At 48.2% G+C, this 26,967-nt stretch carries 29 protein-coding genes; 6 read left to right on the plus strand and 23 right to left on the minus strand.

Features of this window, described 5'->3' with window-relative positions:
- Nucleotides 1-75 precede the first annotated feature (75 nt).
- From ACOJUN_RS02775 to fliP, 3 genes are read left to right on the plus strand one after another with little or no spacing between them, the layout of a single operon-like run.
- Nucleotides 76-1,035: a flagellar motor switch protein FliM gene (locus ACOJUN_RS02775; protein WP_422135148.1), complete on the plus strand. Its 960-nt coding sequence runs from the start codon at nucleotides 76-78 to the stop codon at nucleotides 1,033-1,035.
- 29 nt (nucleotides 1,036-1,064) lie between these two features.
- On the plus strand, nucleotides 1,065-1,466 hold the full coding sequence (gene fliN / locus ACOJUN_RS02780; protein ID WP_422135149.1) for a flagellar motor switch protein FliN: 402 nt from the start codon (nucleotides 1,065-1,067) through the stop codon (nucleotides 1,464-1,466).
- A 3-nt stretch (nucleotides 1,467-1,469) separates the two neighbouring features.
- Nucleotides 1,470-2,210: a flagellar type III secretion system pore protein FliP gene (fliP, locus tag ACOJUN_RS02785; protein ID WP_422135150.1), complete on the plus strand. Its 741-nt coding sequence runs from the start codon at nucleotides 1,470-1,472 to the stop codon at nucleotides 2,208-2,210.
- On the opposite strand, the gene ACOJUN_RS02790 is transcribed toward fliP, so the two are convergent.
- The 22 genes from ACOJUN_RS02790 to flgB form a co-directional block, all read right to left on the minus strand.
- Nucleotides 2,196-3,974 (minus strand): N-6 DNA methylase, encoded by a 1,779-nt coding sequence (locus ACOJUN_RS02790; RefSeq protein WP_422135151.1) that lies wholly within the window; start codon nucleotides 3,972-3,974, stop codon nucleotides 2,196-2,198. The genes fliP and ACOJUN_RS02790 overlap by 15 nt on opposite strands.
- A gap of 114 nt (nucleotides 3,975-4,088) precedes the next feature.
- On the minus strand, nucleotides 4,089-4,817 hold the full coding sequence (flgA, locus tag ACOJUN_RS02795) for a flagellar basal body P-ring formation chaperone FlgA (protein ID WP_422135152.1): 729 nt from the start codon (nucleotides 4,815-4,817) through the stop codon (nucleotides 4,089-4,091).
- 59 nt (nucleotides 4,818-4,876) lie between these two features.
- Complete coding sequence (locus ACOJUN_RS02800) at nucleotides 4,877-5,296, minus strand: hypothetical protein (protein ID WP_422135153.1); 420 nt, start codon at nucleotides 5,294-5,296, stop codon at nucleotides 4,877-4,879.
- Nucleotides 5,293-6,621: a FliI/YscN family ATPase gene (locus ACOJUN_RS02805; RefSeq protein ID WP_422135154.1), complete on the minus strand. Its 1,329-nt coding sequence runs from the start codon at nucleotides 6,619-6,621 to the stop codon at nucleotides 5,293-5,295. The genes ACOJUN_RS02800 and ACOJUN_RS02805 overlap by 4 nt, the downstream gene beginning before the upstream one ends.
- A complete protein-coding gene (locus tag ACOJUN_RS02810) occupies nucleotides 6,621-7,385 on the minus strand; it encodes a FliH/SctL family protein (protein ID WP_422135155.1) in 765 nt (254 codons plus the stop codon). Before ACOJUN_RS02810 ends, ACOJUN_RS02805 begins: the two co-directional genes overlap by 1 nt.
- 51 nt (nucleotides 7,386-7,436) lie before the next feature.
- A complete protein-coding gene (gene fliG / locus ACOJUN_RS02815; RefSeq protein WP_422135156.1) occupies nucleotides 7,437-8,459 on the minus strand; it encodes a flagellar motor switch protein FliG in 1,023 nt (340 codons plus the stop codon).
- Complete coding sequence (gene fliF, locus ACOJUN_RS02820) at nucleotides 8,452-10,104, minus strand: flagellar basal-body MS-ring/collar protein FliF (RefSeq protein ID WP_422135157.1); 1,653 nt, start codon at nucleotides 10,102-10,104, stop codon at nucleotides 8,452-8,454. The genes fliG and fliF overlap by 8 nt, the downstream gene beginning before the upstream one ends.
- A 14-nt stretch (nucleotides 10,105-10,118) precedes the next feature.
- On the minus strand, nucleotides 10,119-10,439 hold the full coding sequence (gene fliE, locus ACOJUN_RS02825; protein ID WP_422135158.1) for a flagellar hook-basal body complex protein FliE: 321 nt from the start codon (nucleotides 10,437-10,439) through the stop codon (nucleotides 10,119-10,121).
- Nucleotides 10,440-10,537: 98 nt separating this feature from the next.
- Nucleotides 10,538-11,431 (minus strand): OmpA family protein, encoded by an 894-nt coding sequence (locus ACOJUN_RS02830; protein WP_422135159.1) that lies wholly within the window; start codon nucleotides 11,429-11,431, stop codon nucleotides 10,538-10,540.
- A 5-nt stretch (nucleotides 11,432-11,436) separates the two neighbouring features.
- Complete coding sequence (gene flgN, locus ACOJUN_RS02835) at nucleotides 11,437-11,946, minus strand: flagellar export chaperone FlgN (protein ID WP_422135160.1); 510 nt, start codon at nucleotides 11,944-11,946, stop codon at nucleotides 11,437-11,439.
- Complete coding sequence (gene flgM / locus ACOJUN_RS02840; RefSeq protein ID WP_422135161.1) at nucleotides 11,918-12,226, minus strand: flagellar biosynthesis anti-sigma factor FlgM; 309 nt, start codon at nucleotides 12,224-12,226, stop codon at nucleotides 11,918-11,920. Before flgM ends, flgN begins: the two co-directional genes overlap by 29 nt.
- Nucleotides 12,227-12,329: 103 nt before the next feature.
- Nucleotides 12,330-13,238 carry a flagellar hook-associated protein FlgL gene (gene flgL, locus ACOJUN_RS02845; RefSeq protein ID WP_422135162.1) on the minus strand — a complete coding sequence of 303 codons (909 nt, stop codon included), beginning with the start codon at nucleotides 13,236-13,238 and terminating at the stop codon, nucleotides 12,330-12,332.
- Nucleotides 13,239-13,259: 21 nt separating this feature from the next.
- Nucleotides 13,260-14,891, minus strand: a complete 1,632-nt coding sequence (flgK, locus tag ACOJUN_RS02850; protein WP_422135163.1) for a flagellar hook-associated protein FlgK — start codon at nucleotides 14,889-14,891, stop codon at nucleotides 13,260-13,262.
- 14 nt (nucleotides 14,892-14,905) lie between these two features.
- Nucleotides 14,906-15,238 (minus strand): rod-binding protein, encoded by a 333-nt coding sequence (locus ACOJUN_RS02855; protein ID WP_422135164.1) that lies wholly within the window; start codon nucleotides 15,236-15,238, stop codon nucleotides 14,906-14,908.
- A gap of 27 nt (nucleotides 15,239-15,265) precedes the next feature.
- On the minus strand, nucleotides 15,266-16,384 hold the full coding sequence (locus ACOJUN_RS02860; RefSeq protein WP_422135165.1) for a flagellar basal body P-ring protein FlgI: 1,119 nt from the start codon (nucleotides 16,382-16,384) through the stop codon (nucleotides 15,266-15,268).
- 11 nt (nucleotides 16,385-16,395) lie between these two features.
- Complete coding sequence (locus ACOJUN_RS02865; protein ID WP_422135166.1) at nucleotides 16,396-17,136, minus strand: flagellar basal body L-ring protein FlgH; 741 nt, start codon at nucleotides 17,134-17,136, stop codon at nucleotides 16,396-16,398.
- Nucleotides 17,137-17,159: 23 nt separating this feature from the next.
- Entirely contained in the window at nucleotides 17,160-17,945 is a 786-nt protein-coding gene (flgG, locus tag ACOJUN_RS02870) for a flagellar basal-body rod protein FlgG (protein ID WP_422135167.1), read from the minus strand.
- A gap of 40 nt (nucleotides 17,946-17,985) precedes the next feature.
- The gene (flgF, locus tag ACOJUN_RS02875; protein WP_422135168.1) at nucleotides 17,986-18,720 is read right to left on the minus strand and encodes a flagellar basal-body rod protein FlgF; all 735 of its coding nucleotides are present in this window, start codon (nucleotides 18,718-18,720) and stop codon (nucleotides 17,986-17,988) included.
- The gene (gene flgE, locus ACOJUN_RS02880; protein ID WP_422135169.1) at nucleotides 18,720-19,940 is read right to left on the minus strand and encodes a flagellar hook protein FlgE; all 1,221 of its coding nucleotides are present in this window, start codon (nucleotides 19,938-19,940) and stop codon (nucleotides 18,720-18,722) included. The genes flgF and flgE overlap by 1 nt, the downstream gene beginning before the upstream one ends.
- A 21-nt stretch (nucleotides 19,941-19,961) precedes the next feature.
- On the minus strand, nucleotides 19,962-20,603 hold the full coding sequence (locus ACOJUN_RS02885) for a flagellar hook assembly protein FlgD (protein WP_422135170.1): 642 nt from the start codon (nucleotides 20,601-20,603) through the stop codon (nucleotides 19,962-19,964).
- Nucleotides 20,604-20,614: 11 nt separating this feature from the next.
- Complete coding sequence (gene flgC / locus ACOJUN_RS02890) at nucleotides 20,615-21,034, minus strand: flagellar basal body rod protein FlgC (RefSeq protein ID WP_422135171.1); 420 nt, start codon at nucleotides 21,032-21,034, stop codon at nucleotides 20,615-20,617.
- Entirely contained in the window at nucleotides 21,035-21,421 is a 387-nt protein-coding gene (flgB, locus tag ACOJUN_RS02895; RefSeq protein WP_422135172.1) for a flagellar basal body rod protein FlgB, read from the minus strand. It lies immediately after the preceding gene.
- A gap of 242 nt (nucleotides 21,422-21,663) precedes the next feature.
- Here flgB and ACOJUN_RS02900 point away from each other — a divergent pair, with 242 nt between their 5' ends.
- Nucleotides 21,664-22,596 carry a bile acid:sodium symporter family protein gene (locus ACOJUN_RS02900; RefSeq protein ID WP_422135173.1) on the plus strand — a complete coding sequence of 311 codons (933 nt, stop codon included), beginning with the start codon at nucleotides 21,664-21,666 and terminating at the stop codon, nucleotides 22,594-22,596.
- Here the strand turns inward: ACOJUN_RS02900 and ACOJUN_RS02905 are convergent.
- A complete protein-coding gene (locus ACOJUN_RS02905; RefSeq protein ID WP_422135174.1) occupies nucleotides 22,574-24,262 on the minus strand; it encodes a SufS family cysteine desulfurase in 1,689 nt (562 codons plus the stop codon). The genes ACOJUN_RS02900 and ACOJUN_RS02905 overlap by 23 nt on opposite strands.
- Nucleotides 24,263-24,929: 667 nt before the next feature.
- Here ACOJUN_RS02905 and ACOJUN_RS02910 point away from each other — a divergent pair.
- A complete protein-coding gene (locus ACOJUN_RS02910) occupies nucleotides 24,930-25,397 on the plus strand; it encodes a hypothetical protein (RefSeq protein ID WP_422135175.1) in 468 nt (155 codons plus the stop codon).
- 265 nt (nucleotides 25,398-25,662) lie between these two features.
- Nucleotides 25,663-26,889, plus strand: a complete 1,227-nt coding sequence (locus ACOJUN_RS02915; RefSeq protein ID WP_422135176.1) for a BamA/TamA family outer membrane protein — start codon at nucleotides 25,663-25,665, stop codon at nucleotides 26,887-26,889.
- Nucleotides 26,890-26,967: the final 78 nt, after the last annotated feature.

The raw sequence follows: 26,967 nt of genomic DNA on the forward strand, positions 1-26,967 counted from the left end.
CTTTATCAGCTAATAGCGGTATGTTTTTTAATAACAAGAATTATCTGGTGATAAGCCAGTTATATGGAATTTCCCATGGAACGGAAATCTTTATCAAACAATACCGAATCCAGCCTGTCGGGTGAAACAAAGACTCGCCGGGTTCATCCGCCTTCAAAATTCAAGGATCTGACGACTTATGATCTGACTAACCCGGATTATAAGATTCACGACCTTTTGCCGACACTTGAATTGATCTACCGGCGTTTTTCCCAATTATTTCGTCACAGTCTCACTGCTGTTTTTCGTCGCCCGGTAGATATTCATTTCGAATCGGTCGATTCCCTGGCAATCGGTGATTATCTGCATCAGGAAAATATACCTGATGTACAGTATATCTACCGTTCAACAACACTGAAGTGCGCTGGCTTCATGGCCCTGGAGACACCGCTTTTATATTCTCTTGTAGACATTTTTTTCAGTGGTACCGGTGAGTTTAACGAAAACCATGAAGAGGAACTGACCAACGCCGAAATTCGTATCATGGAACGCCTGCTAAAATCTGCAGCGGATGACCAGACCGAAGCCTGGAGCAGTATTCTTTCTTTCAAGATACGTCTTGCTGAAAATCACAACCGCCCCATATCCACCGTTTTTCGCTCAGATACTGAGATTATTCTCCTGAGCCGCTTCACTATTTCCCTTGGCTCCACAGAAAGTCCATTTCATATCATCATGCCTTATCAGGCTCTGGAACCGGTCAGAGAAAAGCTGCAGGCCTTTAAATTTACAGAACAGGATCCCACCTGGCAACGCAACATGATGGCCGGGGTTATGCAGGCTCCACTGGAAGTCTCTGCCCGATTGTGCGAGTTGAAGCTGAGCCTTCGCGATGTGCTGAGACTGAAAACGGGACAGATCATTCAGGCAGATATTCCCAGCAGTGTCACTGTCAAGTTTGCAGGCATTCCAGCCTACCGTGCTGACGTCTGCACTGTGAATAATATGCTGGCCATGAAAATTCTTAACTCTCTGTATCCAGGCCAGAAAGAGTAGAGATCCACCAGCCCGAGGAAATATCATCCATGAGTAATGAAGAAAATGAAAACGAGCAGGAACTGGCTCCGCCACAACCTGCAGGTGATGGTGTCAGTCTTCAGGACAGTCTGGAATCAGAAACCACCTCCAGAGAGCTACTGGAAGATACCAATAACCCGCCGCAGTCAGTCAGTGATCTGGGCATGATACTTGACATTCCGGTGACACTGTCTCTGGAACTGGGCAGCACCGAAATTAACATTGGTGAACTAATGCACCTTAATAAAGGCTCAATTGTAGAGCTGGAGAAAGAAGCCTCCGAGCCTTTGGAAGTGAAAGTCAATGGTACTCTGGTCGCCTACGCCGAAGTTGTGGTGATCAACGATAAGTACGGCATTCGCCTGCTGGATGTCATCAGCGAATCAGAACGTCTGAAAAATCTGGCCTGACCCATGACTATAAGGTTGCTGATCTATGTCGGCCTGACATTTCTCCTGACTCCGTCACTCAGCTGGGGGCAGGAAGGCTTTCCATTAATGACTGTCACCAGTAATGGTGATTCTCAGGAATACAGCGCCAGTCTTCAGATTCTGATTCTGATGACAGCACTGAGTTTTATTCCTGCTGCGCTGCTGATGATGACGTCCTTTACCCGGATTATTATTGTTCTGGCCATTCTGCGTCAGGCTCTGGGTTTACAACAGACTCCCCCAACTCAGGTTTTGCTTGGCATATCGCTGGCACTGACCCTGATTATAATGCAACCATTATTTGGGCTTGTTTACAGCCAGGCGGTTGAACCTTATCTGGATGAGCAGTTGACAATGATAGAGGCTTTAAAAAAGGCAGAAGTTCCTGTCAAAGATTTTATGCTGCGCCAGACCAGAGATACGGATCTGGAATTGTTTTATCAAATTGCCGATATAACGCCACCGATCGATGTTGCTGAAACGCCTTTCTCCATCGCCATTCCTGCTTTTGTTACCAGTGAATTAAAAACTGCTTTTCAAATTGGCTTTGTTATATACATACCCTTTCTGGTGATTGATCTGGTAGTGGCCAGTGTTCTCATGGCCATGGGTATGATTATGCTGTCGCCCCAGATGATTTCGCTGCCTTTCAAATTGATGCTGTTTGTTCTGGTAGACGGCTGGGCCATGATTATGGGTACTCTGGCATCAAGCTTCTTTTAACAACTCACTTTCTATCATTCGCGCTTTATCGCGAATAAACCGAACCTGGGCATAGAGTTTGAGAATTTCTCTGTGCGACTGTTCTGCCTGCCTTTGTTCAATGGAAGACCACTCGGGAACAGGAAGTTGTTTTAAATCATTGCCATGAATAAACGGCACCTGACTTTCTGTACAAATACTATCAAGCAACATTTTTCCGGTTTGCGAACGCAGGAATCGAAACAAAACAATAGAGCTATTGAGATAAGTATTTTTCTTCAGTCGAAGAATGACAAAGGACTGATTGGCCACCCAGTTTAACCCACAGACATCCGGTACAATGGCAATTCGCCCTGCCTGTCCCTTGATAACCAGTAGAACATCGCCTGGTCGCAATAACTGTTGTTTTGCCCGCTTCAGCCCTTTTTCATCAACATGAATTTCTTTTTCAGGGTGCTCAATCTCTCCAGCCTCATTAATGTCATTGGCTGTTACTTCCAGAAATACCTGTTTTTCCAGACTATTATCACGCAGAGCTTGAGCTCTTATGATATCGACCTGTGACTCTAAATGACTGGCAGCTAAAGGCTTACCGAGTAAATCAATGCGTCGGGTGTCAGCACAATAATGTCCGGGATCAAGAATGACGCTCCCCTGAATCAGCTGCCTTTTGTCCAGCTTTTTGGAGAAACGAGGGTTTACTGTTTCTTCATTCATTTGTTCAAGAATGACATCAACATTATTCAGCTGAATTTTAGCTGCTCCCTTTTTGCGCACAGGGGTAACTTTGAAGTAGTCGCTGCTGGCGTCTATCAAATGCACATTATCAGTAACTTGTCGTTTTGCCACCAGCACATAAAGTGGCGTGGCTCGTCCGGGAAGCAGTCCTTTAGGCAGTTTAATAATAGCGTGCAGCCTGTTCTGTTTTAATAACCAGCGGCGAAAGGCAATATGATGCTCGGTATTTTTCTGAAGAAATACCCCCGGCACAGCAATGACAACCTGTTCGGAACAGCGCCAGAACATATGCCGGATAAACAACATTTCTTCATTACGGACCTGGGTATCCAGCCGTTGGAAAATATCTCGAACTTCATTCACTTTATAACGGTGGTCCGCTGTCAGAAGACCCACCCCATGATCAAACTTTTGTAGCTGGCCCGATTTAAAAAAAGCAGGTTCAAGTACCGGATGCCCCTGGGCAATATGAATATCCGGATTAATCAAAACACTCAAAGCATCCAGAGTATTGATAGAAGGCTGCTCAGAATAAATCTCGCCGGTGAGCGCAAGATCCGCTCCCAGAATAAAACTGTCTGCATTGGGCAGGTAGCAACTGCCAACTGATTCGGACAGTGCCTCCAGCAGTCCACCAATGGCTTCGGGCAATGCCGAGGAGAGAGGTCTGAAGCGACGATGCAGGGCCAGAGGAATCTCATTGTACTTCAGTAGCTTATGCCTCTTTGCAGTCATCACTGAGTGGCAGGCTCGGGTGATTTCATCTGTCGGAATCTGTCCAGGTAATTCATCGCTCTGTTGCCAGGCTATTTGCCAGATACGTTGATCTGTATTGGCAAATGTCACCGGTACTTTTTTCTGCCCGATTTCTCTGAACAGCTGCTCAAGTTCAGAATGATTGTCTGGTAACTCTCGCTCCGGCAAAAACTCCATTTCACACAACCTTGCCCAGGCAAAGAGCTGCCCCAGCAGAACCAGGTAAGCCTGATACCAGTTTTTATTCTGTAACGTACCCGGAATAAGGGCATTAACAATGTCGCGGCTCATAAAATCATTCTCTGACAGGGTTAATTTAATCGTTATTGACTAAATCATCTGCTGATTAGTTAATTTTTTGATAAAACATCTAATCAGACGCTGATTACTGTATTCAGCAAAAAATTAATGATGAATTCGAACCTTTCCTGTGCTGATAACTTCTGCGTGCACAATTTTGCCAGAAGACCGGTTTCTTACCCGAATGGTTTCCTGTAATTCGCCATCATCCAGAGACATCCCGGACATAGAAACCTCCAGTCCATTCCCGCCGGCAATAATCTGGACGACTTCCCCCTTGCGAATCACATAGTCTTTTTCGAGCATATTGGCTGAAATCAGTTTCTGTGCACCTATACTGCGCTTGATAACTCTCCCCCTGATTTCATTGATTTCAGTAAAAAACTGACCTCTCAGCCTGCTGTAATCGGCTTCCCGAAACACAAGAGCATCGCTGGTCAGCCTCTGCCCTCTGGCCAAAGCACGAGCACTGTGAATAACAGGCACCAAAATCTTACTTTCAGTCATCACTGTCATTCGCCATTCCCCAGGGCATTCTACTGTTCGTTTGACCACTCCCACAGGCGGACGGGTTCCGGAAACTGCAGAGACGGACAGGTTGCCTTTGCAGGTTCTTCGGGACTTACTGGCAGAAAGAGGGCGGACTTTCAGTTCATAGCGGGCACCGGGAATTGATTGAATAAAACCGGCCACTGCTTTTTCAACGGATTGATAAACAATGCGTTCAATCTCTTTTGCGAGGTCTGTATCAGAAGAGGTGTGAGGAGAAAATAGCGAGGCGATGAGTATGGATGATCTGAAAAGCGGTCTGAAATGCGGTATCAAAAGCGGCATGGATGCTTCCCTGCATAAAGTACCTGACGAAATGTCAGGTTAACACAGGCAAGCCAGAATTATCGAGGGGAGCGCTGCAGCAGTCGATCTGTCTCCTGAAGTTCATCCCGAAGCTGTTTTTGCTGCTGTTGTTCGGTTTCTTTATTTTTTATATGTTCAACACCGCTGGTCATTCTGCGTTCTTCTTCCAGCCGCTGATTAATTTGCTCGAGATTTCCAGACTCTGCTTTTATCTTCTCTTCCAGTAATACAGAAACATCTTCAAGCAATTCAACAAACTGATTGCGACCCCAGCAGGATAGTGATGAAAGTTTTTCTCCAGGACGACTATCGCAGGATTTCCGGGCATCATTCAACAACTCTTTCTGGGCGTTGAGTGAAGCCAGACTCTGCTCAGCATGCTGTTTCTCTCTTTTAGTTAGCTGGCTCTTTTTCTCCAGTGCGGACTGTGCTTTTTCCAGACGCCGGACTTTGTTCATGATGTAACAACCTGATCAGATCGCCAGATATGTATCAGCTGTTCAATACTGCCGGTGAGATCAACCTGTTCATAACGGCTCTGCTGCAGAAAACGCTCCATCTGCGGACGGTATTCAATCGCTTTATCAAGCTCAGGATCAGCACCGGGTTTATAAGCACCTATCGCCATAAGTTCTCTGAACTCATTATACCGGGCATGGAAGCGTCGGAACGCCTGGGCGCACTTTTCATGTTCTTCTGTTATCAACTGAGACATTGTTCTGCTGATGGAGGCTTCCAGATCAATGGCCGGGAAATGCCCTCTTTCCGCCAACTCACGACTGAGCACAATATGCCCATCCAGGATGGAGCGGGCAGTGTCTACTACCGGCTCCTGCATATCATCACCTTCTGCCAGTACGGTATAGATGGCCGTTACCGAACCTTCGCCGGTTCCCGTTCCAGCCCGCTCCAGCAGTATTGGAATCTTACTGAATACTGAAGGAGGAAAACCTTTCGCTGCCGGAGCTTCACCCACAGCCAGGGCAATTTCACGGTGAGCCTGGGCATAGCGGGTGAGGGAGTCCATCAGCAGCAGAACCGTTTTGCCCTGGTCTCTGAAATACTCGGCAATTTGATGACAATAGAGTGCAGCACGAATTCTTCGGACGGGCGACTCATCCCCGGGGGAGGCCACCACAACCGCTTTTTCCCGACCGTCCATACCCAGAATCTGGTCCACAAATTCCTTTACTTCCCGACTGCGTTCACCGATCAGACCAACAACTGTAACATCAGCCCGGGTATTTCGGGTCATCATACCCATAAGCGTGCTTTTGCCAACGCCACTGCCGGCAAACAACCCTACTCTTTGTCCTTTTCCCAGGGTCAGCAGACTGTCGATAACTCTCACTCCCACTTCCAGTGGCTCATCGACCGGCTTTCTGGTCATGGGATTAAGAGGGGAGGAATGAATTGAAATTCTGTCAGACAGGCTCAAGGCAGAGGAATCAAGCGGCTTACCCATAGCATCCACTACCCGCCCTAACAGTTCTTCCCCCACAGGCATGGTGTGATTGTGAGAAACGGGAATAATTTTGTCTCCCGCTGCCAGGCCTTCCATTGTCGTTGACAGGGGCATCAGAAACTGACTGGCCCCGTCAAAGCCAACCACTTCTGCTTCTACCTGACGACCACTGCGCATATTGATATGACAAAGTTGGCCAATGGGCAATCGCAACCCTTGGGCTTCCAGAAGAAGACCTTTTATGGCTGATACTTTCCCGGATAATTTGGCAACAGGTACTGTCTTCAGTTTTTCAATCAGATCATCAGAAAGAGACATTAACCTGCATCCTCCATTGCGGCAGGCAAGTTTTCACGAATGATATCGAGACACTCCACCAACCGGGATTCCATGCGCGCTTCCGCTTCTGTCTGGCTGGACATAATACGGCAGTCATTTATTTGTAATTCGTGATCTTCGACAACCTGCCAGGCTGCACCAAAGTCAGGTTTGAGTGTCTTGAGCAACTCCGCATTGACCGGATTCACATGAATGGTGTACTGAGTATCCTCGGGCATGATACTCAGAGTTTCCCTGACAACAGAGACTATCTGTTCCGGAGAAGTCATCAGTTCCCGGCGCACTACCTGACGACAGGTTTCTTCTATAACTTTTCCTAGCCAGCTGATCTTTTCGTCACGACCATAATTGCCACCAGAGCGAAATTCAGACATTTCTTTTCGCAGCAGGGATACCAGTTTTTTCTGTTCTTCAGTGGCAATACGCCCACCTTCTTTGACGCCCAGTTCTCTGCCTTCTTCAAAGCCCATTCGGCGGCCTTCTTCCACACCTTTGGCATAGCCTTTCTCAATACCCTGCTCCAGAATACTCTGTAATACTTCAGGAGAGGGCTCAATGGATTCCTGAGGTTTCGGTACTGTATTCTCAACCGTATCGACAGACTGGGAAGCACTATAGTCAGGTTGTTGATCTACCTCTGAACGCTCTGAATTCTGAGATTCACCGGGCTTCTGGTGAACCGGAAAGAGAAACCGTTTGAAGGCCGCTGTTTCAGGCTGCCATATTTTTTGTCTGTTTGTCATGAACCAACCTGTTGTTAGTATTATGAAAAACGTGATGGATATTGGTTTGCATTACCCGATCATCTCGTCCTCATCATTAAAGCTCAGCTCTATCTCACCGGATGCCGCCAGCTGTCGCGCTGCCCGAAGCACATCATTTCGGGCAGACTGAACCTGGCTGGCACGCACCGGGCCGAGGTTTTCAATATCTTCAAGCAGGAATTTGGCGCTTCGTTTGGTCATGGTGCCTACCACAGAATCAACCATCTCCTGAGCAGCCCCCTTGAGCGCCAGAGCCAGAATATCCTGGCTGACCTCCGCCATGACCTTACGCAGCGCATCTTCATCCAGACGCATAAGGTGTTCAAAGAGGAACATCTGTTGTTCAATTTGCTCAGCCAGTTTTTTGTCCTGCTCCTTAAAGTAACTCAACAGACTCTGCACCGAAGTATCATTCATCCGGTTCATTATATCGGCCACCTGACGAAGACCACTGACGGTGGTATTCTGGCTGGTGCTCATTTTGCCGACATTGGCATCAAATATAATGTTAAGTTCTTCAATAATGGATGGATGTAATTCCTGCAGTCGGGCGACTCGTGACAATAGATCCTGATGACTCTTGGCTGGAAGGCGCATTAATACATCGGTAGCCTGCGTGGCTCCCAGATAGGTCAATACCACTGCCTGAAGTTGTGGGTGCTCATCAACAATCAGTTCAGTAATGGTTCCCGAGTCCATCCATTTCATCGCTTCCAGGCTATTGCTCTCACCACCAAAAATAGAGTCCATGACCCCTTTTGCTTCTTTATCACCCAGAGCCAACTTCAAGGTCTTGTTGAGATAGCTTTTTGAGGAGCCGGACAAGGCACTATCGTAGCGATAGGTGTGGAAAAACAGGTCCAGCACTTCCTGAACCTGATCTCTTTTCAATGGTGAGATGGTCGCCATGTTCGTGCTGATCTGTCGAACTTCCCGCTGGCTAAGGTGTTTGAATACCTGCGCCGCACCTTTTTCCCCAAGACTGAGCAGCAGAATGGCTATGTCTTTGGGCGTCGGCTGCCTTGATGGCAAGACTCTCGGATTATCACTCATGACTGTTCATCCATAGCTTGATCACCTGTGCAACCCTGGCAGGAGCCTTCGAGGACAGCTCTCGCATCTGAGTCACCTGAGTTTCAAAATCGGCTAACTCAGGTGGCAACAGATCAAAGGTGTCGTCAAAGATCACTTTCCTGCCTTTCTGGTCAAACTGGGCACCACTTTCCTCGGGCGTTGGAGGAGGTAATGCTTCGGGCTCCTCCATCTTGACGGTGATCTGTTTCATCATGGGTCTTAAAAGAAACATAATCACCAAAATACCCAACAAAGTGCCGCAACCATATTTGACGAAGTAGAGAACCTGCGGCTGTTGCCACCAGGCCAGCCCGATAGGTTCAACATGAGTGACTGGCACAAAGGGTGCGGTGTGAATACTGATCTGATCACCACGGGCCTGATCAATACCTGTTGCATCAATGATCATTTGTTGAATCGTGGCAATTCTTGCCTGGTCCCAGTTACCAATACCCAGAGCTTCATCAGGCTGCTCATTGAGAACGACTGCAACGCTCAGTTTTTGTACTCTGCCCTGCTGATTGGCCACCTGCCTGATAACTTTATCTACTTCATAATTGCGGACAAACTCTGACTGGACATTATTGTTTTGCTCTGCTTCAGCCTGACCTTCTTCTTCCGGAGGCTGATTGCTGAGAGCTCCAGGTATGCCTCTGGCTCCCTGCCCACTGGTTGCCACTTCCCTTCCCTGCTCGCTTCTCAGCACCGGAGCACCAGGCTCATATTGCTCAACCGTCTGTACTACCTGTTCAAAATCCACATTGGCGCTGACTTGAGCTCTGAAGTTGACAGCACCCACCAGTGGCTCTAGCAGGGCACTAATGCGCTGTTGAAAATGAGCCTCAACCTGGCGCTTAAAGTCCAACTGTTTACTGGCTTCACTGAGCGCACTGTTGCCCAGTAAAATATCGGAAGAGAGCAGTTTGCCGGACTGGTCAATGACAGAAACATCGCTGCGATTCATATTGGCGACACTGGCGGCCACCAGATTCACGATGCCTTCAATCTGTTCATTGCTCAACCTGTACCCCGGAAACAGATCGACAAACACCGAGGCCGACGGTTTTCCCTGCTTGCGAATAAAGCTGCTCTGTTTGGGCAGAGCCAGGTGGATTCGGGCATTGCGGACGGGTTTCAGGCTGATAATGGTTTGAGCCAGCTCACCTTCGAGACCGCGCCGGTAACGAACATTTTCCACAAACTGGCTGGTACCGATCTCCTGCCCATCCAGAGTTTCCAGTCCTTCCGGCATTCTTGCCTGAACGCCTGATACAGCCAGCTGCATTCGGGCATCAGCAAGCCTGCCGACATCCACCATTACCTGTCCCGAAGCCGGGTGAATTTTATAAGCAATATTGTTTTGTTCCAGCACATTGGCCACACTGGCCACATCATAGAGTTCCTGATTGCCATACAGTGGCTGATAATCCGGAGATTGTGACCAGAGCCAGAAAACCGACATCAGGGCAACAGAAACTGCAAACAACACCATCAGCACCACTTGATAGCTGCGATTGTTTTTCAGAACTCCGGTGACTCTGTCCACTGCTTCGCGCCACACAGGCTTCACTTCTTTTTCTTCTGGTGTCGGCTCCGGGGCAGCCTTTTTATCTGATTCTGCCATGGTATTTTTCTACCTTAAATCTGCATACGCATGATGTCTTCGTAAGCAGTCACTGCCTTATTACGGACCTGCATCAATGCCTGAAAGGAAATACTGGATTTCTGCATGGCAATCATGGTGCCCATGAGGTCATCACTCTCCCCGGTTTCAATGTTGTGCATCATGCTGCTGGAATGTTGTTGCAGATCATTAACCTTTTCGATGGCCTGTTGCAGCAGATTGCCAAAGCCGGTGGTAGTCACAGCTTCAGATTCAATTGCGGAAGGTAAAATCGGAGCAGGTCGGTTTTTCAGGAGTACACTGAGGGAATCCGGGTTAAGACCTTTGATGTCCATTGAGCCGCCATCCACTATTGTTCTGTGAAATATTGTTCTGTAAAAGTGCCTGGTGAGAACAGGCTCTTTCGTAGTTGACGATTTATTGTCAGAATTATTTATCGGCGGCTCAGGGTAATCTTTACCCGTCGGTTTTTATTTCTTCCTTCAACAGTTGCATTGGTGGCGACAGGATAGCGGTCACCATGAAAGCGCATGGTAAGACGCTGTTCGGGAATACCTTTTGATCGTAAATATCTATAAATACGGCTTGCACGCACTTTTGACAGCTGAAGGTTTTCCAGCCTGTCACCCCGAGAATCTGTGTGAGCGTCAATGGCGACATTGGTTACACTTTTATCCACCAGAATATAAGTGGCCAGATCATCAAGATGTGATAACTGCTCAGAGCTTATACGAGAGCCTGAAGAGGAGTAATAGAACAGTGTTTCTTTTGCCTGTTCGTAGTTCAGAGCCAGCAATTCTCCATAACATTTATAAAATGTTGCTGCTGTTTTTTGGAAATTCATAGCGGGTATTTTAATATGAACAGGGTTAACTGCCTCCCTCTCAATCTCAATAACCAGCTGATGACCCTGTTGCATATCTTCCACAACACGGGCAACATTGATTCTCATTTCAAACTGTTTATCCGGCTCTGCTTCAACACCTCCGAGAGCGTTCAGATAATGGCTATGACGCCAGGGTGATTGCTGAACCCCAACACGAATATGTCGGGCTTCTTTAATGAAAAAATCCGGTTCCAGGGTTATATAATGAATGCCTCCGGCAGCCGCATTCAAAACGATACTACCCAGCCCCGTCACTTTGCTGTTCATGCGACACTCGAAACGGGAAGTGGTCAACTCCCATTTATGGAGACTGAGTTCCTGAGGGAATTCTCTGACTGAGTTGGCTGATGATCGGGAAAGCAGCAGCAAGGAGAAGCCAAAAATCGTGAGGCCAAAAATCAACAGTTTCTGAAATCGCCGCAAATCATCAGAAAACCACATGCTGATCAGCCCAGCTTTCTTTCGCAGATGCCCTGTTGGTTATAGGGCACAGGTTCCTGACTGGAAAAAACCACATCAATAATCTGGTTAGTACTGGCAGCCAAACGACTCAGCAGTTTGCCGTTTGCCTGATTCAAACTGCGGCAGCGACCTGCTGTGATTTCCAGTTGATGCCATTGTTTCAGTGTGATTTCAGACTTGGGAGTAGAAGCTATAATCTGCAGAAAAGTTCGTATACCTGCCGGGTCCGGTGACAACCCCGCTTCTTTCAAATAATGCTCTCGCAGGGAAGCATTCAGATGCAGCATGTCCAACAGTTTGACCTGAGTTTCCAGATGAGTTTCCAGAGCTGCAATATCCCTTTCCAGCATCAGGTTATGGGCCTTGCTCAGAACAGCTTCAAGTTTGCGGGTTAAAGCCAGTGCATCTCGAATATTATCCAGCAGTTTTTTTTCAGCAGAGACGTTGTAGGTACCACTTTTATTGTCATTCTTTTCTGTGGTCATCAAAGTCATCGGAAAGCTCCAGAATTTTATTGGCAAGCACTTGATAATCGACCGGCATCTCACCTTTTTTAATGGCGCGCCGAATGCTTTCCACTTTTTTACTGTCAATTTCATCTATGGCTGACAGAGACTGGAACAGTTCTTCAATATTCTGGGCTTCACCGCTCAACTGCAAACGATCATTATTGACTTTAGGGGGCTCGACAGCTTTCGCATCATTTTTAACTGCACGCTGACTTGCTATTGGACTAGCCGCTTTTTTTGGCCCGGTGCGATTTATTCCTGGCATCCTTTTCACCACTCGTATGTGATGGGTACAGAACTCCAATCGGCAAGGTGTCAAAAAATATTAAAATCCCCTGAAATGAGGATTTTTTTTTGCCCATGGCCCGTCAGAAATAATTGAACAGAGACAACTGCTTGATGTTGGCATAAACCTGCTGACTGGCATTGAGCAGGGTCTGCTGCTGAGCCAGATCGGTAGCAGCCTTTGTCATATCAATATCTTCAAGGGATGAATGAAGTTTTTCCAGCATGAGTTTGATATCGGCATGGCTTTCACCCACCCGGTCAAGCACACTCTGATTACTGCCAGCCTTGGTCTGGGCGATCCCTATCCTGTCCAGAGTGTCGTCAATCCATGTCAATGCGTCAGAAAGAACGGTGTTTAAACTCACAGGGTTTCTCAGTTCATCCACTGCATCAGACAGAGCATCAAAGACACTGTCCGTTGGTGGTGTAGCGGTTGGGTCAAAAAACAGATTTTCTCCCGGCTCATTAACCGGTATCTGGGCAGAGCCGCTGATATTGACCTGGCGAAGGTTATTATTGCCATAGTATGAATAATCACCAGCGACCTCATCAACAGGCTTCTGGGTGCTCAGGGTTCCGGAGAAAATATATTGCCCGTCTGCCTGCTGATAATTGGCCAGGCTTAACAGAGACTTACTGACCGTATCCAGCTCCTCTGCCAGTGGCACATAGTCCTGATCAGTCAGGGTTCCGTTGCTGGACTGCAAAATAATGTCTCTGGCACGCCGCAGTTGCTCAGTCATTCCACTGTACAAAACATCTTGCTGTTGCAGCATTCTCCTCGCCGAATCAATATTATCTTCATACTGTCCTATTGCCGTTAATTCATTATTGATCTGAAGAATTTTTACTGTGTCAACGGAGTCATCTGATGGTTGCAAGATACGCTTTCCGCTTGCCATCTGGTCAGTGGTTACAGCCAGTCTGGCCATACCGTCCTGCATAGCCCTGAGCATAATATTATTGAAATTGATGCTGCTGATACGCATGTTTTCGGCTTCCTGTTTTAATCAGAACATTCTCAGCAATGAATCAAATGTCTGCCGGGCCACTGAAATTACCTGAGCATTGGCACTGTAAAGTTGCTGAAAGCGCAGAAGGTTGGCGGCTTCTTCATCCAGATTGACACCGCTATAAGCATTTCGGCTCGCTTCAGCCTGCTCAAACAGCTTTTTACCCCCATCGGCTTCTGTTTTCGCCTGAGAAGTCTGTACCGCAATATCGCCAATAAACCGGGTATAGCTTTCAGTCAGACTACTTTGCCCTTCTATCAGAGCATCATTCTGAAGCTGAATAATTGTCTGCAAGTTTGAATTATCGGCCACGCCGCCACCTGGTGCTGCCAGAGCCAGAGCAAAAGGTTCCGTCAGAACCGCATCAAGATCTCTGGCACCATAACGCACCGGTGACAACCGGTAAGCCTGGTCAGTAGCGGTGCCGTCGATATCAATTTCAACACCATCAAAGTTCAGGGTATCGGTACCGGCACCGGATAAGCTGCCACTGAATTGAACCCCGTCGTTCAAACGGGTAATAACATAGTTGCCGGTGTTATCTACCCGCAGATCATAGTCGCTGGCTTTGACTTGGGAACTATCCGTAATTCTCATATCAGACACTGCGGTAGAGACAACGTCCAGGGAAAATATACCACTGGCAGGATTTGTCAGATCAGAAAAAAGGTCGACACCGGCGTTGCCATTAACATCTTCCCCAAGTCGAAGCTGGGCATTGATCGTCGATGATATGACTACTGCCAGGCGCCCAATCTCATTTTGAGCCTGTGTTAAAGTGCCATTCTGGTAATTCAGGATGCCACCAATGCTGCCTCCCGGATCACCGTGTACCTTTAGAGAGGCAGAATCACTTTCAAACTCCAATGAAAAGCCATCAGGGTTGCTGGCTGATCCGCTCACATTCAGGTTGTTTCTCTGATCACCAACCAGCAGTGGCTGCCCTGATTTCAGATAAATATTAATACTGCCATCTGACTGCTCCAGAACATTGATGCCCATCAGCTTTGATAATTCTTTGACGGCCAGATCCCGCTGGTCAAACATCTCGTTAGCAGCCTCACCACTGGCACTGATCTTCTTCAGCTGGTCATTAAAGCCGACAATATTTGCCAGCAAACCATTCGCTTCTGCCACCGCAGCCTCCAGCTGCCGCCCGACCAGCCCCTGATGACCCGCAATTTGGTTATTCAGTGTCGTAAACTGCTGAGCCAGCTTACTACTTTCGCTAAGTATGACCTGCCTGGCAGCACTGGAATAAGGATCAACCGTTGCGCCATTGAGCGTCGTAAAGAAACTCTCGAGGCCTGAGGTAAGAGAGGTGCTGTCATCGCCCAACCACTGGTCCAGCGAATTGATGTATTCTGAAAAAGTGGCTGTTTTTTCTGCCAGAGATTGGCTCTCCCACATCTGGGCAGTAAGAAAACTATTGGCTATTCGCTCGACACTGGATGCATTAACACCGGTTCCCTTGGTACCGATTCCCGGATGCAAAGTGTAAGTCGGGTACCAGTAAACCCTTTGACGGCTGTAGCCTTCTGTTTCGGCATTGGCAATATTATTACTGGCGACATTAAGCGATGCCTGGCTGGCCTGTAATCCAGAAATACCTATCTGTGTCAGACTCATGTCATCTACCCCGATTAACGTTCAGCATCAAGCCCGTCGTCTTTATCACCCAGCTGCCTTACCAATGCCTCAGCGATACCCAGCCCGCCTTCTTTACCCAGATGTCCGGCAATCTGGCTGTCAAACATCGACTGAAAAAACTGCACATCCTTGCCCGACGTCGGCAAGTCTGAGCTGCTCATCATCGCTTCATTGGCCCTGCGCATACTCTTGAATAATTCGTTAACAAATATGGCTTCAAAGGCTTCTGCTGCTTCTTTCAAATCCTCGGGAGCTTTCCCCTGACCGGGGTCCGGCTGATAAATACCGGCCAGATGTTTAGCCGACAGAGTGCTGCCAATATCCATATCGAACGCCCTTATCGTAAATTCTATTTAAATCACAATTAATTCGGCTTCCAACGCCCCGGCTGCTTTGAGCGCCTCAAGAATTGACATCAAATCTGTGGGTGTCGCCCCGACACCGTTAATAGCCATGACCACTTCCTGCAAAGTGACTCCTTCCTTAACCATATAGATAGCGGCATTCTGCTCTTCTATTGTCACATCACTGTTTAATATGACTTCTGTGCCTCCTCCCTGAGAGAATGCACCAGGCTGTGATACCGAAGTTGCCTGCCGGACTTTGACGACCAGGTTGCCATGACTGACTGCAGCCGGACGAACACGAACATGCTCGCCCATAACCACAGTGCCTGTTCTGGAATTGAAAATAATACGTGCCGCAGGATCTGCCGTTTCAACATTCAGCCCTTCGAGCATGGACATAAAGGCCACCCGCTGGCTACTGTCTTTGGGAGCCGAAACCAGAATAGAGACACCATTACTGGCGTTGGCGACTTTGGGGCCAAAGTGATTATTAATGGCCGTCACTACCCTGCGAGCATTGGTATAACTCGGTTCTTTTAAATTCAGTACCAGCTGTTCCCCAAAGTTGAAGGCGCTCTTTACTGAACGTTCAACCAATGCACCTCCGGGAATGCGACCGGCGTTAGTACTGTTAATCTGTATAAGGCTACCAGCGACCGGAGCATCCGCCGTTCCTGCCAAACCCTGAGCAGAGACTCCGCCCACAATCAGACTGCCCTGGGCTACAGCAAACACCTCGCCATTAATACCTTTCATCGGTGTCAGCAGCAGAGTTCCACCTCTGAGGCTCTTGGCATCACCAATAGAAGAGACGGTTACATCGATTTTCTGACCCGGACGGGCAAAAGGAGGCAAACTGGCATGGACGGTGACCGCTGCAATATTTTTTGAATTCACATCAGAACTGCTGATGGTCAATCCAAACTCTCTCAGCATGTTCACCAGCGACTGTTTGGTAAACGCCGATTTATCTCCGGTGCCATCAAGCCCCACCACCAGACCGTAACCAATCAGCTGATTATTTCTGACACCTTCAACATCCACCATATCCAATAAACGACGGGCACTGGCATTACCTGCCACAACGAGCATAAGAAAAATGATTCCCCATCGTGTTAGAGACATAGTGACTCCTGTCAAAAAGGAAACCATGGACTGTTAAGCATCTTGCTCACCCAGCCTGGTTCATGGGCATCCGAGTTAATGCCTAATGCCACGTAATCAATTTTTGCTTCCGCCAGTCGCTCAGACGAAACCTTGTTATCTGTTTTGATATCTTCTGGCCGGACCAGTCCGCTGATCTTGATCAGCTCCTTACCCGAATTGATGGTCAGCCATTTTTCTCCCTCGACCCTGAGGGTGCCATTGTTGAAAACCTCGACCACCTTCACGGCAATATTACCTTTCAGGCTATTACCACGACTGGCGGAAGTATTGCCTCCGTAAGTTCTGGAAGGCTGAATTTCAAAGGCCAGAGATCTGCCCCCGCCAAGAATCGATGCACTGCTTTTACCAAGCAGAGTGGGATCAGGAATGCTGATGGCATTATTTTTGTTGACATTACTTAAACCACTCATGCTGATATTCGTGGTACCTTCCAGCTCGATGGTAAGAATATCGCCCAACCGATAGGCACGACGGTCGGAGAACATAAAATACCCGTAGTTGGCATTAAACAGGCTGCCGTTGGGATAAACAGCCTGGTTGTGGGAGTTCCCCTTTTGAAAGGCAACTTTATCGAGAGCCATTTTTTCCGCTTCAGGTTCAGGACGCTCTGTCACTTGCTGTTGATTACCAGCAGATCGGGTGTCCCCCTGACGGGGTGCAGTCGAACAACCCAACAACATAAAAATAGCTATAAAACACAGAAGTCTCATTCCCTGCCCTCTATCCAGCCCTGTTAAAGAGTCTGGTTAACAAACTGCATCATTTCATCAGCCGCTGCGATGACCTTGGAATTCATTTCATAGGCCCGTTGTGCTGATATCATATTGACCAACTCTTCCACTGAGCTGACATTGGATGTTTCCAGAGTAAACTGTTTCAGCGAGCCCAGACCTCCCTCACCCGCAGTGCCTTCTACCGGATCACCACTGGCGTTGGATTGCAGGTACAGATTCCCCCCCAGAGCCACCAGGCCAGCCGGATTAACAAAATTAACAACGGTGATCTGGCCTATTTCTGTCGGTTCAACCTGCCCCTGAATGGTTGCCATAACAATGCCATCTTCACTGATACTGATTCCGGTAGCGTCAGCGGGCAGGGTAATGCCAGGCTCCAGGGGCAAACCACTGGCGTTCACTATTTGACCATCTCCATTCAGATGAAACTGACCATTTCTGGAGAATGCAGCGGTTCCATCAGGTTGAGTAAACTGAAAAAAACCATTCCCGATGATCGCCACATCCAGTGCCTGTTTCGTGGTTTCATAACTACCGGGAGTAAACACTTTCTGGGTTCCGGTAATTTTTACGCCGGTTCCTATCTGCAGGCCGGAAGGCAATTCGTTGTCCTGGTCTGACAGCGCCCCCGGCTGTTTTCCAATGTGATAAAAGAGATCTTCAAAGCTGGCCCGATCCCGTTTAAAACCGATGGTATTGACGTTGGCCAGGTTGTTGGAAATGATGGCCATCTGCTTTTCCTGAGCAGCCAGCCCAGTTTTACTGACCCATAATGAGGGATTCATAGACTCATCCTCTGAGCTATAAGTTGTTATCTGCTGTCAGTTACTGATCTCTGACTAAACGGTCACCTGCAGAAGCCATGTCGCCAGCGGTTTTCATCAGCTTCATCTGGGCCTCAAACTGTCGGCTGAGGCTTAAAAACGACACCATTTCTTCCAGAGCATTAACATTACTGCCTTCAAGAAAACCGCTTCGTAACCTGACTTCCGGATCCGCCTCCAGCTCTCCACCCTCAATCGAACGAAAAAGCCCGTCTGCGCCTTTGGTAATTTCTGTAATAGTCGGGTTCACCAGCTTTAACTGGCCCACCTGAACAGGATTGCCGCCCTCAGCAGGTACAATACTTATCGTGCCGTCTACACCAAAGGAGACAGACTGATTATCCGGTAACTGAAGAGGCCCGCCATCTCCGATAACGGCATACCCCTGGGCGGTCAGTACGTTACCTTCGTCATCTATTTTTAACTGTCCGGCTCGGGTATAAGCTTCATTGCCATCACTGCCCTGGACTGCAAACCAGCCACTGCCACTGATCGCAACATCCATTGCACGACCGGTAGTCTCCATTGCACCGCTGGCAAAACGACTACCGAGTCCTCGCATTTTCGGCATCACCCGGGCTTCAAGGCCATCACCCTTCATTTCCACGGCCATACTGCTAACAAAGTCCCGGCGGAATCCGGGGGTAGAGACATTAGCCAGATTATTGGCATGTACCTGCTGGGCTTGCATGGCCAGATTGGCTCCGGCTGTGCTGATATATAGAACTTTATCCATCAGATAATATTCATCAGTGCCTGAGTAAGGTTGTTACTGGTTTCAATGGTTTTGGCATTGGCCTGATAGTTACTCTGGGCCTCAATCAAACGCACCAGTTGCAAAGAGATGTCGACATTGGATTGTTCCAGTGCTCCTGACTCCAGGGAACCCATAACACCCGCTCCCGGAATACCCAAAGCAGCATTACCTGAAGCAAAGCTTGACTGCCAGAGGCTGTCCCCTATTGGAATCAAACCACTGTCGTTAGCAAAATCGGCCAGAACGATCTGCCCCTGAACCTGGGTTTGTCCGTTGGAGTAAAGCGCCTGAAGAATACCGTCAGCAGTAATCTGAATACCGTTGAGTGAGCCCGGAGGAAAACCATTCTGGGTTACCCGGTTTACCGATGAGTCAGTGCCCAACTGAGTGAAATCTGAAAAATCGATGTTGAAGCTCATCGCGTCAGCACCGGACAGCCGGGCATCCCCGGCTGGAATACCCAGAGTGACCGCGCCGCCAACAGGGGTTGCCAGGGTTCCATCGTTATTAAATGTGACCGGCTGAGTCAGGTCCGGCCCCTGCCCATCAAAATAATATTCAATGTTCCAGGCGTTATCTGCAGTTTTTGCAAAATACATACTGACGGTGTGCGATCCACCCAGACTGTCATTAACATTAAATGCCATAGTGGAATTAAAGGTAGACCGGTTGGTTGGGTCTATTGCCACAGCAGGCGTAATGGCATCCGTTCTGGCATCCAGATTGGCAAGCGTCACCACATCGGTAGTTGCCTGAGCGGGTATAGAGGTCTGGTTGATTTTCAGGTCAGTCTGGGTACCGGCCAGTACGTTGCCTGATGCATCCGCTGAATACCCCTGAAGCCTCAGGCCCTTATTATTGACCACATTATTATTGGCATCTAACTGAAAGAAACCGGCTCTTGTGTAATTCATTTGGCCATTGTCATTCACGACAAAAAAACCCTGACCATTAACCGCCATATCAAGCGCATTATCTGTTGAAGTGATACTGCCCTGTGAGAACTGCTGACTGATAGATGCCACCTCAACACCTGCCACCTGACCATTACCACTACCTATCGAAGAGGCATAAACATCAGAAAATTCTGCACGGGACCCTTTAAAGCCAATGGTATTACTGTTGGCAATATTATTACTGACTATTTCCAGATCCTGCTGTGCAGCATTTAATCCGGTCAACCCGATTCTAAACGACATTCTCCACCCTCCCTGACAGTCTTATTTGCCAATTGTTGAGATAGAAGACAGTGGTACAGATCCCATGCCTTCAAGCCTTAATTCACTTCCGGAACTGGTCATATTGATACCGGTGACCGTAGATTTCATAGACAACTTACCGCTATAGGCTTCATTACCATTGACTCCGGTCGCAGTGACCGTGTATTGCCCGGGAGCAAGATCATCCAGAGTGAATGGAATAATGCCTGCCGACTGTTGTCCCAGTGATTTGGACTGAACCAGACTACCATCCGGCGTATAAATCCGAATAAGAACGTCCGAAGCATTAACCTGCAACTCGGTTTTCCCGCTGTATTGACCTTCCTCTTCTATCGACAGGCTATTGGAGTCAACCCAGACTTCTTTCCCTACCAGTCCGGCTGCCCCCAGAGACTGGGACTGCTGAAGTGAACTGGTCAGACCACCAATTCGATCATCAATAGAGTTCAGGCTTTCAACAGAGGATATTTGCGAAAGCTGTGTCAGCATCTGGTTGGTGTCCATCGGCGCCAACGGGTCCTGGTTGTTCAATTGTGCGATGAACAGTTCGATAAACTGATCCTGGTTGACCTGTAGCGTTCTGCTGTCATTGTTCACAGCGTTAACGCTGCTGCCTGATGAGACCGAATTAATGCCTGTCATAGTTCTCCTTTTTACTCACCAAGCGACAGCAGTCGTTGCTGTAATTTCTTGGCGCTGACCATAACTTCCATACTGCTCTGGTAGCTGCGAGTGGCCGACAGCATGTCAGCCATTTCCTGCATCACATTGATGTCGGGATAGAAAACGTAACCCTCCTTGTCAGCCAGAGGGTTATCAGGTTCGTATCGTTTATTTTTGGCACTGGGTGGCATTTCCAAAACATCATCAACCTGCACCAGGGCAGCTCCTCTATTTTCTCCAACAGCCTGCTTGTAAATGGCAGAAAAAACGGGTTTAACAGGGCGGTAAGCTTCTTCAGCAGTGCTGCCTGCACTGGAGATATTAGCCAGATTACTGGCAATGGTATTCAGACGAACCATCTGGGCATTCAATGCCGAACCGGATATTTCATAGAGGTTGTCCAGTTTCATTTATCGACCCCCCTTAATAGCCTGCTCAAGGGAGCCAAGCTTTTTACGGAGAAAAATAAGACTGGTTTGAAAGTCCATGGCATTCTGAGAGAAGTATGCCTGCTCAACGCCCAATTCTACCGAGTTGCCATCAGTAGTTTGATGGAATGGAATGCGATACAACATTGAATTGTTTTGCCCAGTGGGTGGCATGTCCAGATGCCTGCCGTCGGTGGTGGCATCTCCGGAAAGCTGCCCATTCAAGATGGTTTTAAACTCTACATCCCGGGCTTTAAATCCCGGTGTATCAATGTTTGCCAGGTTTCCGGCAATCACTTCAGCACGGACTCCCCGAAACGCCAGAGCCCGGGGATGAACACCCAACGCAGCTTCAAAACTGATGGCCATAGGAGTTAAGCTCCTGCTTTATCGTTATTGATTTACTCCTGATCAACGACAATCCGGTTTTTACTCATTGCCAGACTAAGCAGCTTGCAGCAAAAACAGATTGTCGGTTTCAATGCTCCCTCTGTTACTCAACTTGCTCTGAGTGGTCTGTCACCCGGGTTCACATTGGTTTAAGATTTATCTAGCGACTCAAGAAAATCTTTAGCTGCCAATGATTAACGGTTGGCGTGGAAAAATCCTTCATGCTTTTGAATACGATGACACGACTTTTTCCTTTATGGGCGGTTATCTTTTCGGCCCTCGCTTATTCCTTCCCAGAGGGCTTTGACCACCTTGGTTACCTGATTACTCCGGGACTCAGCCTGATCATGTTGTTTATGGGACTGACCTTATCAGTGACCGACTTCGCCCGAATCAAAAATCGTTTACCCGCGCTCTCTGCTGGAGTGATTCTGCAATTCGGTATCATGCCTTTTGCCGGGTTATTGATTGCACAACTTCTGAGTCTTCCCGTGGATTTGACAATAGGCATGATTCTGGCTGGCAGTGTTGCCGGGGGGACCGCTTCTAACGTGCTGTGTTATCTGGCCAGGGGAGATGTTGCACTGTCCATTTCAATGACCGCTGCATCAACTCTGATAGGCGCTTTCGCTACTCCCCTGTTAATCAGTCTTCTTGCTCACCAGTATATTGAAGTGGAACCACTGGCAATGATGTGGAGCCTGGCCAGGATAGTTGTTTTACCGGTGGCTCTGGGGGTTCTGATCAACCATTTCTGCGATGGTTTCGTGCAAAAACTGAGCCCTCTGTTTCCACTCTGTTCCATGGCTAGCATCCTTCTGGTCATTGCCGTGGTCGTGGCGTCTAATGCTCAGGAGCTGCCAGAAATTGGACTCATTACTATTCTGGCAGTGGCTTTGCACAACGGCACAGGACTGAGTCTGGGTTATCTGGCAGCGTACCTGTCAGGCTTTGACCGGAAAACCTGCAAGACCGTCGCCATTGAAGTCGGGATGCAGAACTCCGGTCTGGCTGTTGTACTGGCTACCAAATTCTTTATGCCTACCGCTGCTCTGCCGGCTACATTCTTCAGCATCTGGCATAACATCACAGGCTCTGTTCTTGCAGCCTGGTGGGCAAAGACAGATACCGTTATTCAAACCGGTGAGCAATAGATCTGATCTCTTCTATAATCGCCCTCAGCCCATTGCCCCGTGATGGGCTCAGATGGTTGTACAGGTCCAGACTGGCAAACCATCCATCGATATCAAAACGACTGATGTCTTTTGGTGTACAACCATTAAAGACGGAAATCACGATAGCGATGAGCCCCCTGATCACTCTGGCATCAGAATCCGCAGCGAAGAACAGCTTCATGGACTGCTCGTCATAAAAATGATGCAACCAGACGGTACTTTCACAGCCATGAAGTCGTGACTCTTCGGTTCTCATCGTTTCTGGCAGAGAAGGCAGTTTCTTGCCAAGCAGCATAATATGAAGGTACTTTTCCTGCCAGCTTCGGGCATTGGTGATTGTCTGGAAAATCTGATTTTTCGTAAACTCGGCAGCATGCTCACCTTCAAGCTGGTTGAAGAAGGCTGAATCGGCTTTAATCTCTTTGCTCAGGGGAGAAGCATCAAACTCGCCGTTCACAATACGGGTCAGCGCTAACAGGAAGGCATCCACATCAGCAAGTGTGTTATAGAGAGAAAAAGAAGCTCTGACGGTTCCTGACAATCCCAGATGCTCCATCAACGGCATGGTGCAATGATGGCCAGTCCTTACGGCAATACCCTGTTGATCCAGCAATAGACCAATATCCTGATTGTGAAACCCTTCGACTACAAAAGAGACGACAGACACTTTCTCTCTGGCTTCCCCCACCAAAGTGACTCCGGGAATTTTTCTCAAACCAGCTTCCGTTTTTCTTCTCAGCCTGTCTTCATGCTCAGCAATCTGTCCCATATCCAGTGACCTCAAAAAACGGATGGCTTCCCCGAGTCCGATCACGCCCGACACATTGGGAGTACCCGCTTCGAATTTGAAGGGTAAGTCGTTGAACGAAGTGCCGCTGAAACTGACCCGCCGAATCATTTCTCCCCCGGCCTGCCAGGGTGGCATGTCTTCCAGTAAGGCTTTACGACCGTATAAAACACCGATACCGGTTGGGCCAAATACTTTATGGCCGGAAAAAACATAGAAGTCACAGTTAAGTTTCTGTACGTCAATAGCAGAATGCGCCACTGCCTGGGCGCCATCCACCAACACCAATGCGCCCCTGGCTTTGGCTTCAGGAATAAGCGTTTGAAGCGGGTTCACTGTTCCAATCGCGTTGGAGACATGGGTAATAACAAGAATCCTGGTTCTGTCCGTCAACTGTTCGCGAAAACTCTTGCTATCAAGTTCTCCCTGCCTGGTGACACTGATGACTTTGATCACAGCGCCTGTTTGTTCGGCCACCAGTTGCCAGGGCACAATATTGGCATGATGCTCCATGGCCGAAAGCAGAATTTCATCGCCCGGCTGCAACTGACTTCTTCCCCAACTTTGAGCGACCAGATTGAGAGCTTCTGTCGCGCCCCGCGTCCAGATAATTTCGTCAGAACTGGCGGCATTCAGGAAATGCTTAACCTCCTCCCTTGCTTCCTCAAAGGCATGAGTTGAGCGAGCACTCAGGTAGTGTGACGCACGATGTACATTGGCATTGGCTTCCCGATAAAAACGATCTATGGCTTCAATGACCGGGAAAGGTTTCTGGGTAGTGGCAGCATTATCCAAATACACCAACGGATGGCCATGGGCATGCTGTTCCAGAATGGGAAACTGCTTTTTCAGGTTCATATGAGCCTTTCCTGATTCGATTCGGGCATTGTAAGCACTCAGCCATACGGAATCGAATATTTCTGGCTTATTGGGCAGGTGCTCTGCAAGGCGCAACGACGGGAACATAGCAAGCTATGTGACCAGAGTTGCAACGCATCACGACTGCATGGATGCAGGAGCTAGAGCAACGCAGGAGCAGTTGCCGCGAGTGCCTGAACAATAAGTCAGAAAATATGATTTCGTATGGTTGAGTACTTATTGATGAATGCGGATTATTATCAATTGACGGTAGCGACAATATGTTAGCGACAATATTAAAGTCAGGATTTGTGACGATGCTCAGTCTGTAAATTATGAAGAAACGAGATGCTATCCACCTTATGGTTGACTGTTTCCAACATTAACCATTTGTGCTCGCATAAACGTCAGGGTGTTCTAGCAGCCTGTCGGACTTAAGCGTCCGTAGCGAGGATTGCAAGAAATTGAGGATAAAAATCTCTGTTTCTGAGGAGAATAGCGAGCTATTTGACGAAGAAACAGAGATTTTTAGACCAATTTATTGCAACCGCACGACTGCATGGATGCAGGAGCTAGAGCAACGCAGGAGCAGTTGCCGTGTAGGACAGTCTTAAGTCCGACAGGCTGCTAGAATACAGGCTGCAGCAATGCAACCGGAGATTTAATTATGTCGAGGCAAAATGCAAACCAAACCGTTACGATAGCATTTATCATGGTTTTGTTATCGCTCTGCTCCATGAATGCCTTCTCCGTTGGTCAGGCACAGATAGAATTCATACAGGGAGGCGGCGAGGATACTTTCACAGTGACTACGGGAGTTCCAAGAGAATGCATTGACCATGTCTCGCCGTGGTCTGTGCAAACCACTGCAGGAAACGAAAAAATCATGAATATTTATTACCGTCAGGAGGCGCCCTACTGTGACATAGATCCGTCCATCCTGCTTTTCGAGGTAAAAAGTAATCAACACTCTGACAAGCTTGCCCAATTTAAGTGGTTGAAAGATGCGGATGAAGACCCGACTTTGGTCGAAATCTATGACCCTGATCATTTATTAACGGTTGATGCTGGCGATGTCTATCGTATCAAGGTCACGGCTAGCTATGGTGGTCGGCCTCAACAAGAACTCAGGTAAATCAGAACACTTCAGTGTGAAACAAACTACGAGCTGGCCAGAACATTATCAGGGTAACTAACTGTCAACTCAGATTTTTTTATCATACTGAGAGAGGGTCGACTGCATAATCCAAAGTTCAGCAGGTCAATAGGCACAACCTCTTATTCCAGAACGTTGGAACCAATTAGAAAATAGCGCATTACCTTAAGGATCTGCTGCACACACAATGCGCAACAATACCCAACGCGGACAAAAAACAAAGCTTGTTGGAGCTTCTTTACTCTTGACTGCCGGGCTTCAAAGCGCGTTTGCTGCGACGCCTGCAAGTGAAGAATTCGATTTTGCCGGAATCCCCTTCCTGTTCAGTTCTGAAGACTGGGGCACCGCCTTGGGTGGTGCCGGACTTATCAAAGGCATTGGACAACCACAGGCCTCTCTGTTCGGAACCGCCATTGCCTCCAGCAATGGTTCCGCGATGGCCTATGCCGGTCTTTATAATCTCATCATTCCCGGTTTTGATCAGATGCTGGTGAGTGTCAATGGGCTTTATGGTGATTACACACAGTCCAGATATTATTTGCCCGGCAACCCTGACTTTTCCGGAGAGCAACCCGGCAGCAATGAGTCGAGTAAGGAAAACTTCATAACCCCTGGCAGTATTGAACAAAGCTATTCAGTCCGTTTCAAATACATTTTTCCTATTGCAGAAGGTCGAAACGGTGCACTGTCCAGCCTGAAACAGGATGCACTGGGCAATGCCGCTGCGGGTAAAGTCTGGAACCCTCTGATATCCGGTATCAGCTCTTTCGACATTCAGCCTTTTTACGAAAGTGTGAAACTTGAAGACCACTCGACAGATTCTGCAGACGAAGCTGCCGGTATCAGGCTTACTCTGGATTATGACAATCGTAACGCCAGTCAATTGCCGACCCGGGGCAGTCAGACAACCTTCACCTACACCAGGGACTGGGGTAGCGAAAGCCGTGCCGACTGGACAACCTGGCAATTTGAGTTCAGCAAGTTCTTTAACCTGGGTAGCAATGACTATCTTGACCAGCAGGTCATCGCCTTGAACGCCTGGCTGGCTGATACGCCTACCTGGAACGACACTACCGATGTCAACGGCGTAGAGGAGTACAAGCGCCCCCCTTCTTTTGCCGGAGTCTCTCTGGGCGGCTGGGATAAGCTGAGAGGTTACAACACTGAGCGTTTTCATGGCCGATCAGCAGTGTCTTATAGTCTGGAGTACCGGGCAGTTCCTCTCTGGCAGCCACTTGAGAATCTAGCTGTCATCGGACCTCTGTACGATATTCCCTGGTGGCAATGGACCCTGTTTGTTGATGCTGGCCGCGTTGCTGACGACTTCGACCTGAGAGAACTTCACACCGATATGAAATACAGCGTGGGCGGTGGTATCCGCTTTAAGGTGGAAGGTGTCACTGTAAGAACTGAAATCGCCAGCAGCAAAGAAGACAACCGGCTTCGCATATTTATTAACCAGCCTTTCTGAGGATTTACCAGTGAGGACACTCTGCCTCAGTGGCTCTGCCACCTTTCCGAGATTTTATTTTTTTCTGGCAGATGCTGA

The sequence above is a fragment of the Endozoicomonas sp. ALD040 genome (assembly GCF_049275945.1).
Lineage (GTDB): Bacteria > Pseudomonadota > Gammaproteobacteria > Pseudomonadales > Endozoicomonadaceae > Endozoicomonas_A.

What these genes read in the sequence shown, in the direction of transcription:
- ACOJUN_RS02805 (WP_422135154.1), bottom strand. Translation starts at nt 6,621, where the DNA reads ATGTCTCTTTCTGATGATCTGATTGAAAAACTGAAGACAGTACCTGTT.
- ACOJUN_RS02800 (WP_422135153.1), bottom strand. Translation starts at nt 5,296, where the DNA reads ATGAACAAAGTCCGGCGTCTGGAAAAAGCACAGTCCGCACTGGAGAAA.
- ACOJUN_RS02885 (WP_422135170.1), bottom strand. Translation starts at nt 20,603, where the DNA reads ATGACAGGCATTAATTCGGTCTCATCAGGCAGCAGCGTTAACGCTGTG.
- fliN (WP_422135149.1), top strand. Translation starts at nt 1,065, where the DNA reads ATGAGTAATGAAGAAAATGAAAACGAGCAGGAACTGGCTCCGCCACAA.
- ACOJUN_RS02910 (WP_422135175.1), top strand. Translation starts at nt 24,930, where the DNA reads ATGTCGAGGCAAAATGCAAACCAAACCGTTACGATAGCATTTATCATG.
- flgK (WP_422135163.1), bottom strand. Translation starts at nt 14,891, where the DNA reads ATGAGTCTGACACAGATAGGTATTTCTGGATTACAGGCCAGCCAGGCA.
- ACOJUN_RS02810 (WP_422135155.1), bottom strand. Translation starts at nt 7,385, where the DNA reads ATGACAAACAGACAAAAAATATGGCAGCCTGAAACAGCGGCCTTCAAA.
- flgF (WP_422135168.1), bottom strand. Translation starts at nt 18,720, where the DNA reads ATGGATAAAGTTCTATATATCAGCACAGCCGGAGCCAATCTGGCCATG.
- ACOJUN_RS02830 (WP_422135159.1), bottom strand. Translation starts at nt 11,431, where the DNA reads ATGTGGTTTTCTGATGATTTGCGGCGATTTCAGAAACTGTTGATTTTT.
- fliF (WP_422135157.1), bottom strand. Translation starts at nt 10,104, where the DNA reads ATGGCAGAATCAGATAAAAAGGCTGCCCCGGAGCCGACACCAGAAGAA.
- fliP (WP_422135150.1), top strand. Translation starts at nt 1,470, where the DNA reads ATGACTATAAGGTTGCTGATCTATGTCGGCCTGACATTTCTCCTGACT.
- flgN (WP_422135160.1), bottom strand. Translation starts at nt 11,946, where the DNA reads ATGACTTTGATGACCACAGAAAAGAATGACAATAAAAGTGGTACCTAC.
- ACOJUN_RS02860 (WP_422135165.1), bottom strand. Translation starts at nt 16,384, where the DNA reads ATGTCTCTAACACGATGGGGAATCATTTTTCTTATGCTCGTTGTGGCA.
- fliE (WP_422135158.1), bottom strand. Translation starts at nt 10,439, where the DNA reads ATGGACATCAAAGGTCTTAACCCGGATTCCCTCAGTGTACTCCTGAAA.
- flgC (WP_422135171.1), bottom strand. Translation starts at nt 21,034, where the DNA reads ATGAAACTGGACAACCTCTATGAAATATCCGGTTCGGCATTGAATGCC.
- ACOJUN_RS02865 (WP_422135166.1), bottom strand. Translation starts at nt 17,136, where the DNA reads ATGAGACTTCTGTGTTTTATAGCTATTTTTATGTTGTTGGGTTGTTCG.
- flgG (WP_422135167.1), bottom strand. Translation starts at nt 17,945, where the DNA reads ATGAATCCCTCATTATGGGTCAGTAAAACTGGGCTGGCTGCTCAGGAA.
- ACOJUN_RS02905 (WP_422135174.1), bottom strand. Translation starts at nt 24,262, where the DNA reads ATGAACCTGAAAAAGCAGTTTCCCATTCTGGAACAGCATGCCCATGGC.
- flgE (WP_422135169.1), bottom strand. Translation starts at nt 19,940, where the DNA reads ATGTCGTTTAGAATCGGGTTGACCGGATTAAATGCTGCACAGCAGGAT.
- ACOJUN_RS02900 (WP_422135173.1), top strand. Translation starts at nt 21,664, where the DNA reads ATGCTTTTGAATACGATGACACGACTTTTTCCTTTATGGGCGGTTATC.
- flgL (WP_422135162.1), bottom strand. Translation starts at nt 13,238, where the DNA reads ATGCGTATCAGCAGCATCAATTTCAATAATATTATGCTCAGGGCTATG.
- ACOJUN_RS02855 (WP_422135164.1), bottom strand. Translation starts at nt 15,238, where the DNA reads ATGGATATTGGCAGCACTCTGTCGGCTAAACATCTGGCCGGTATTTAT.
- flgA (WP_422135152.1), bottom strand. Translation starts at nt 4,817, where the DNA reads ATGCCGCTTTTGATACCGCATTTCAGACCGCTTTTCAGATCATCCATA.
- flgM (WP_422135161.1), bottom strand. Translation starts at nt 12,226, where the DNA reads ATGCCAGGAATAAATCGCACCGGGCCAAAAAAAGCGGCTAGTCCAATA.
- fliG (WP_422135156.1), bottom strand. Translation starts at nt 8,459, where the DNA reads ATGAGTGATAATCCGAGAGTCTTGCCATCAAGGCAGCCGACGCCCAAA.
- ACOJUN_RS02775 (WP_422135148.1), top strand. Translation starts at nt 76, where the DNA reads ATGGAACGGAAATCTTTATCAAACAATACCGAATCCAGCCTGTCGGGT.
- ACOJUN_RS02790 (WP_422135151.1), bottom strand. Translation starts at nt 3,974, where the DNA reads ATGAGCCGCGACATTGTTAATGCCCTTATTCCGGGTACGTTACAGAAT.
- flgB (WP_422135172.1), bottom strand. Translation starts at nt 21,421, where the DNA reads ATGGCCATCAGTTTTGAAGCTGCGTTGGGTGTTCATCCCCGGGCTCTG.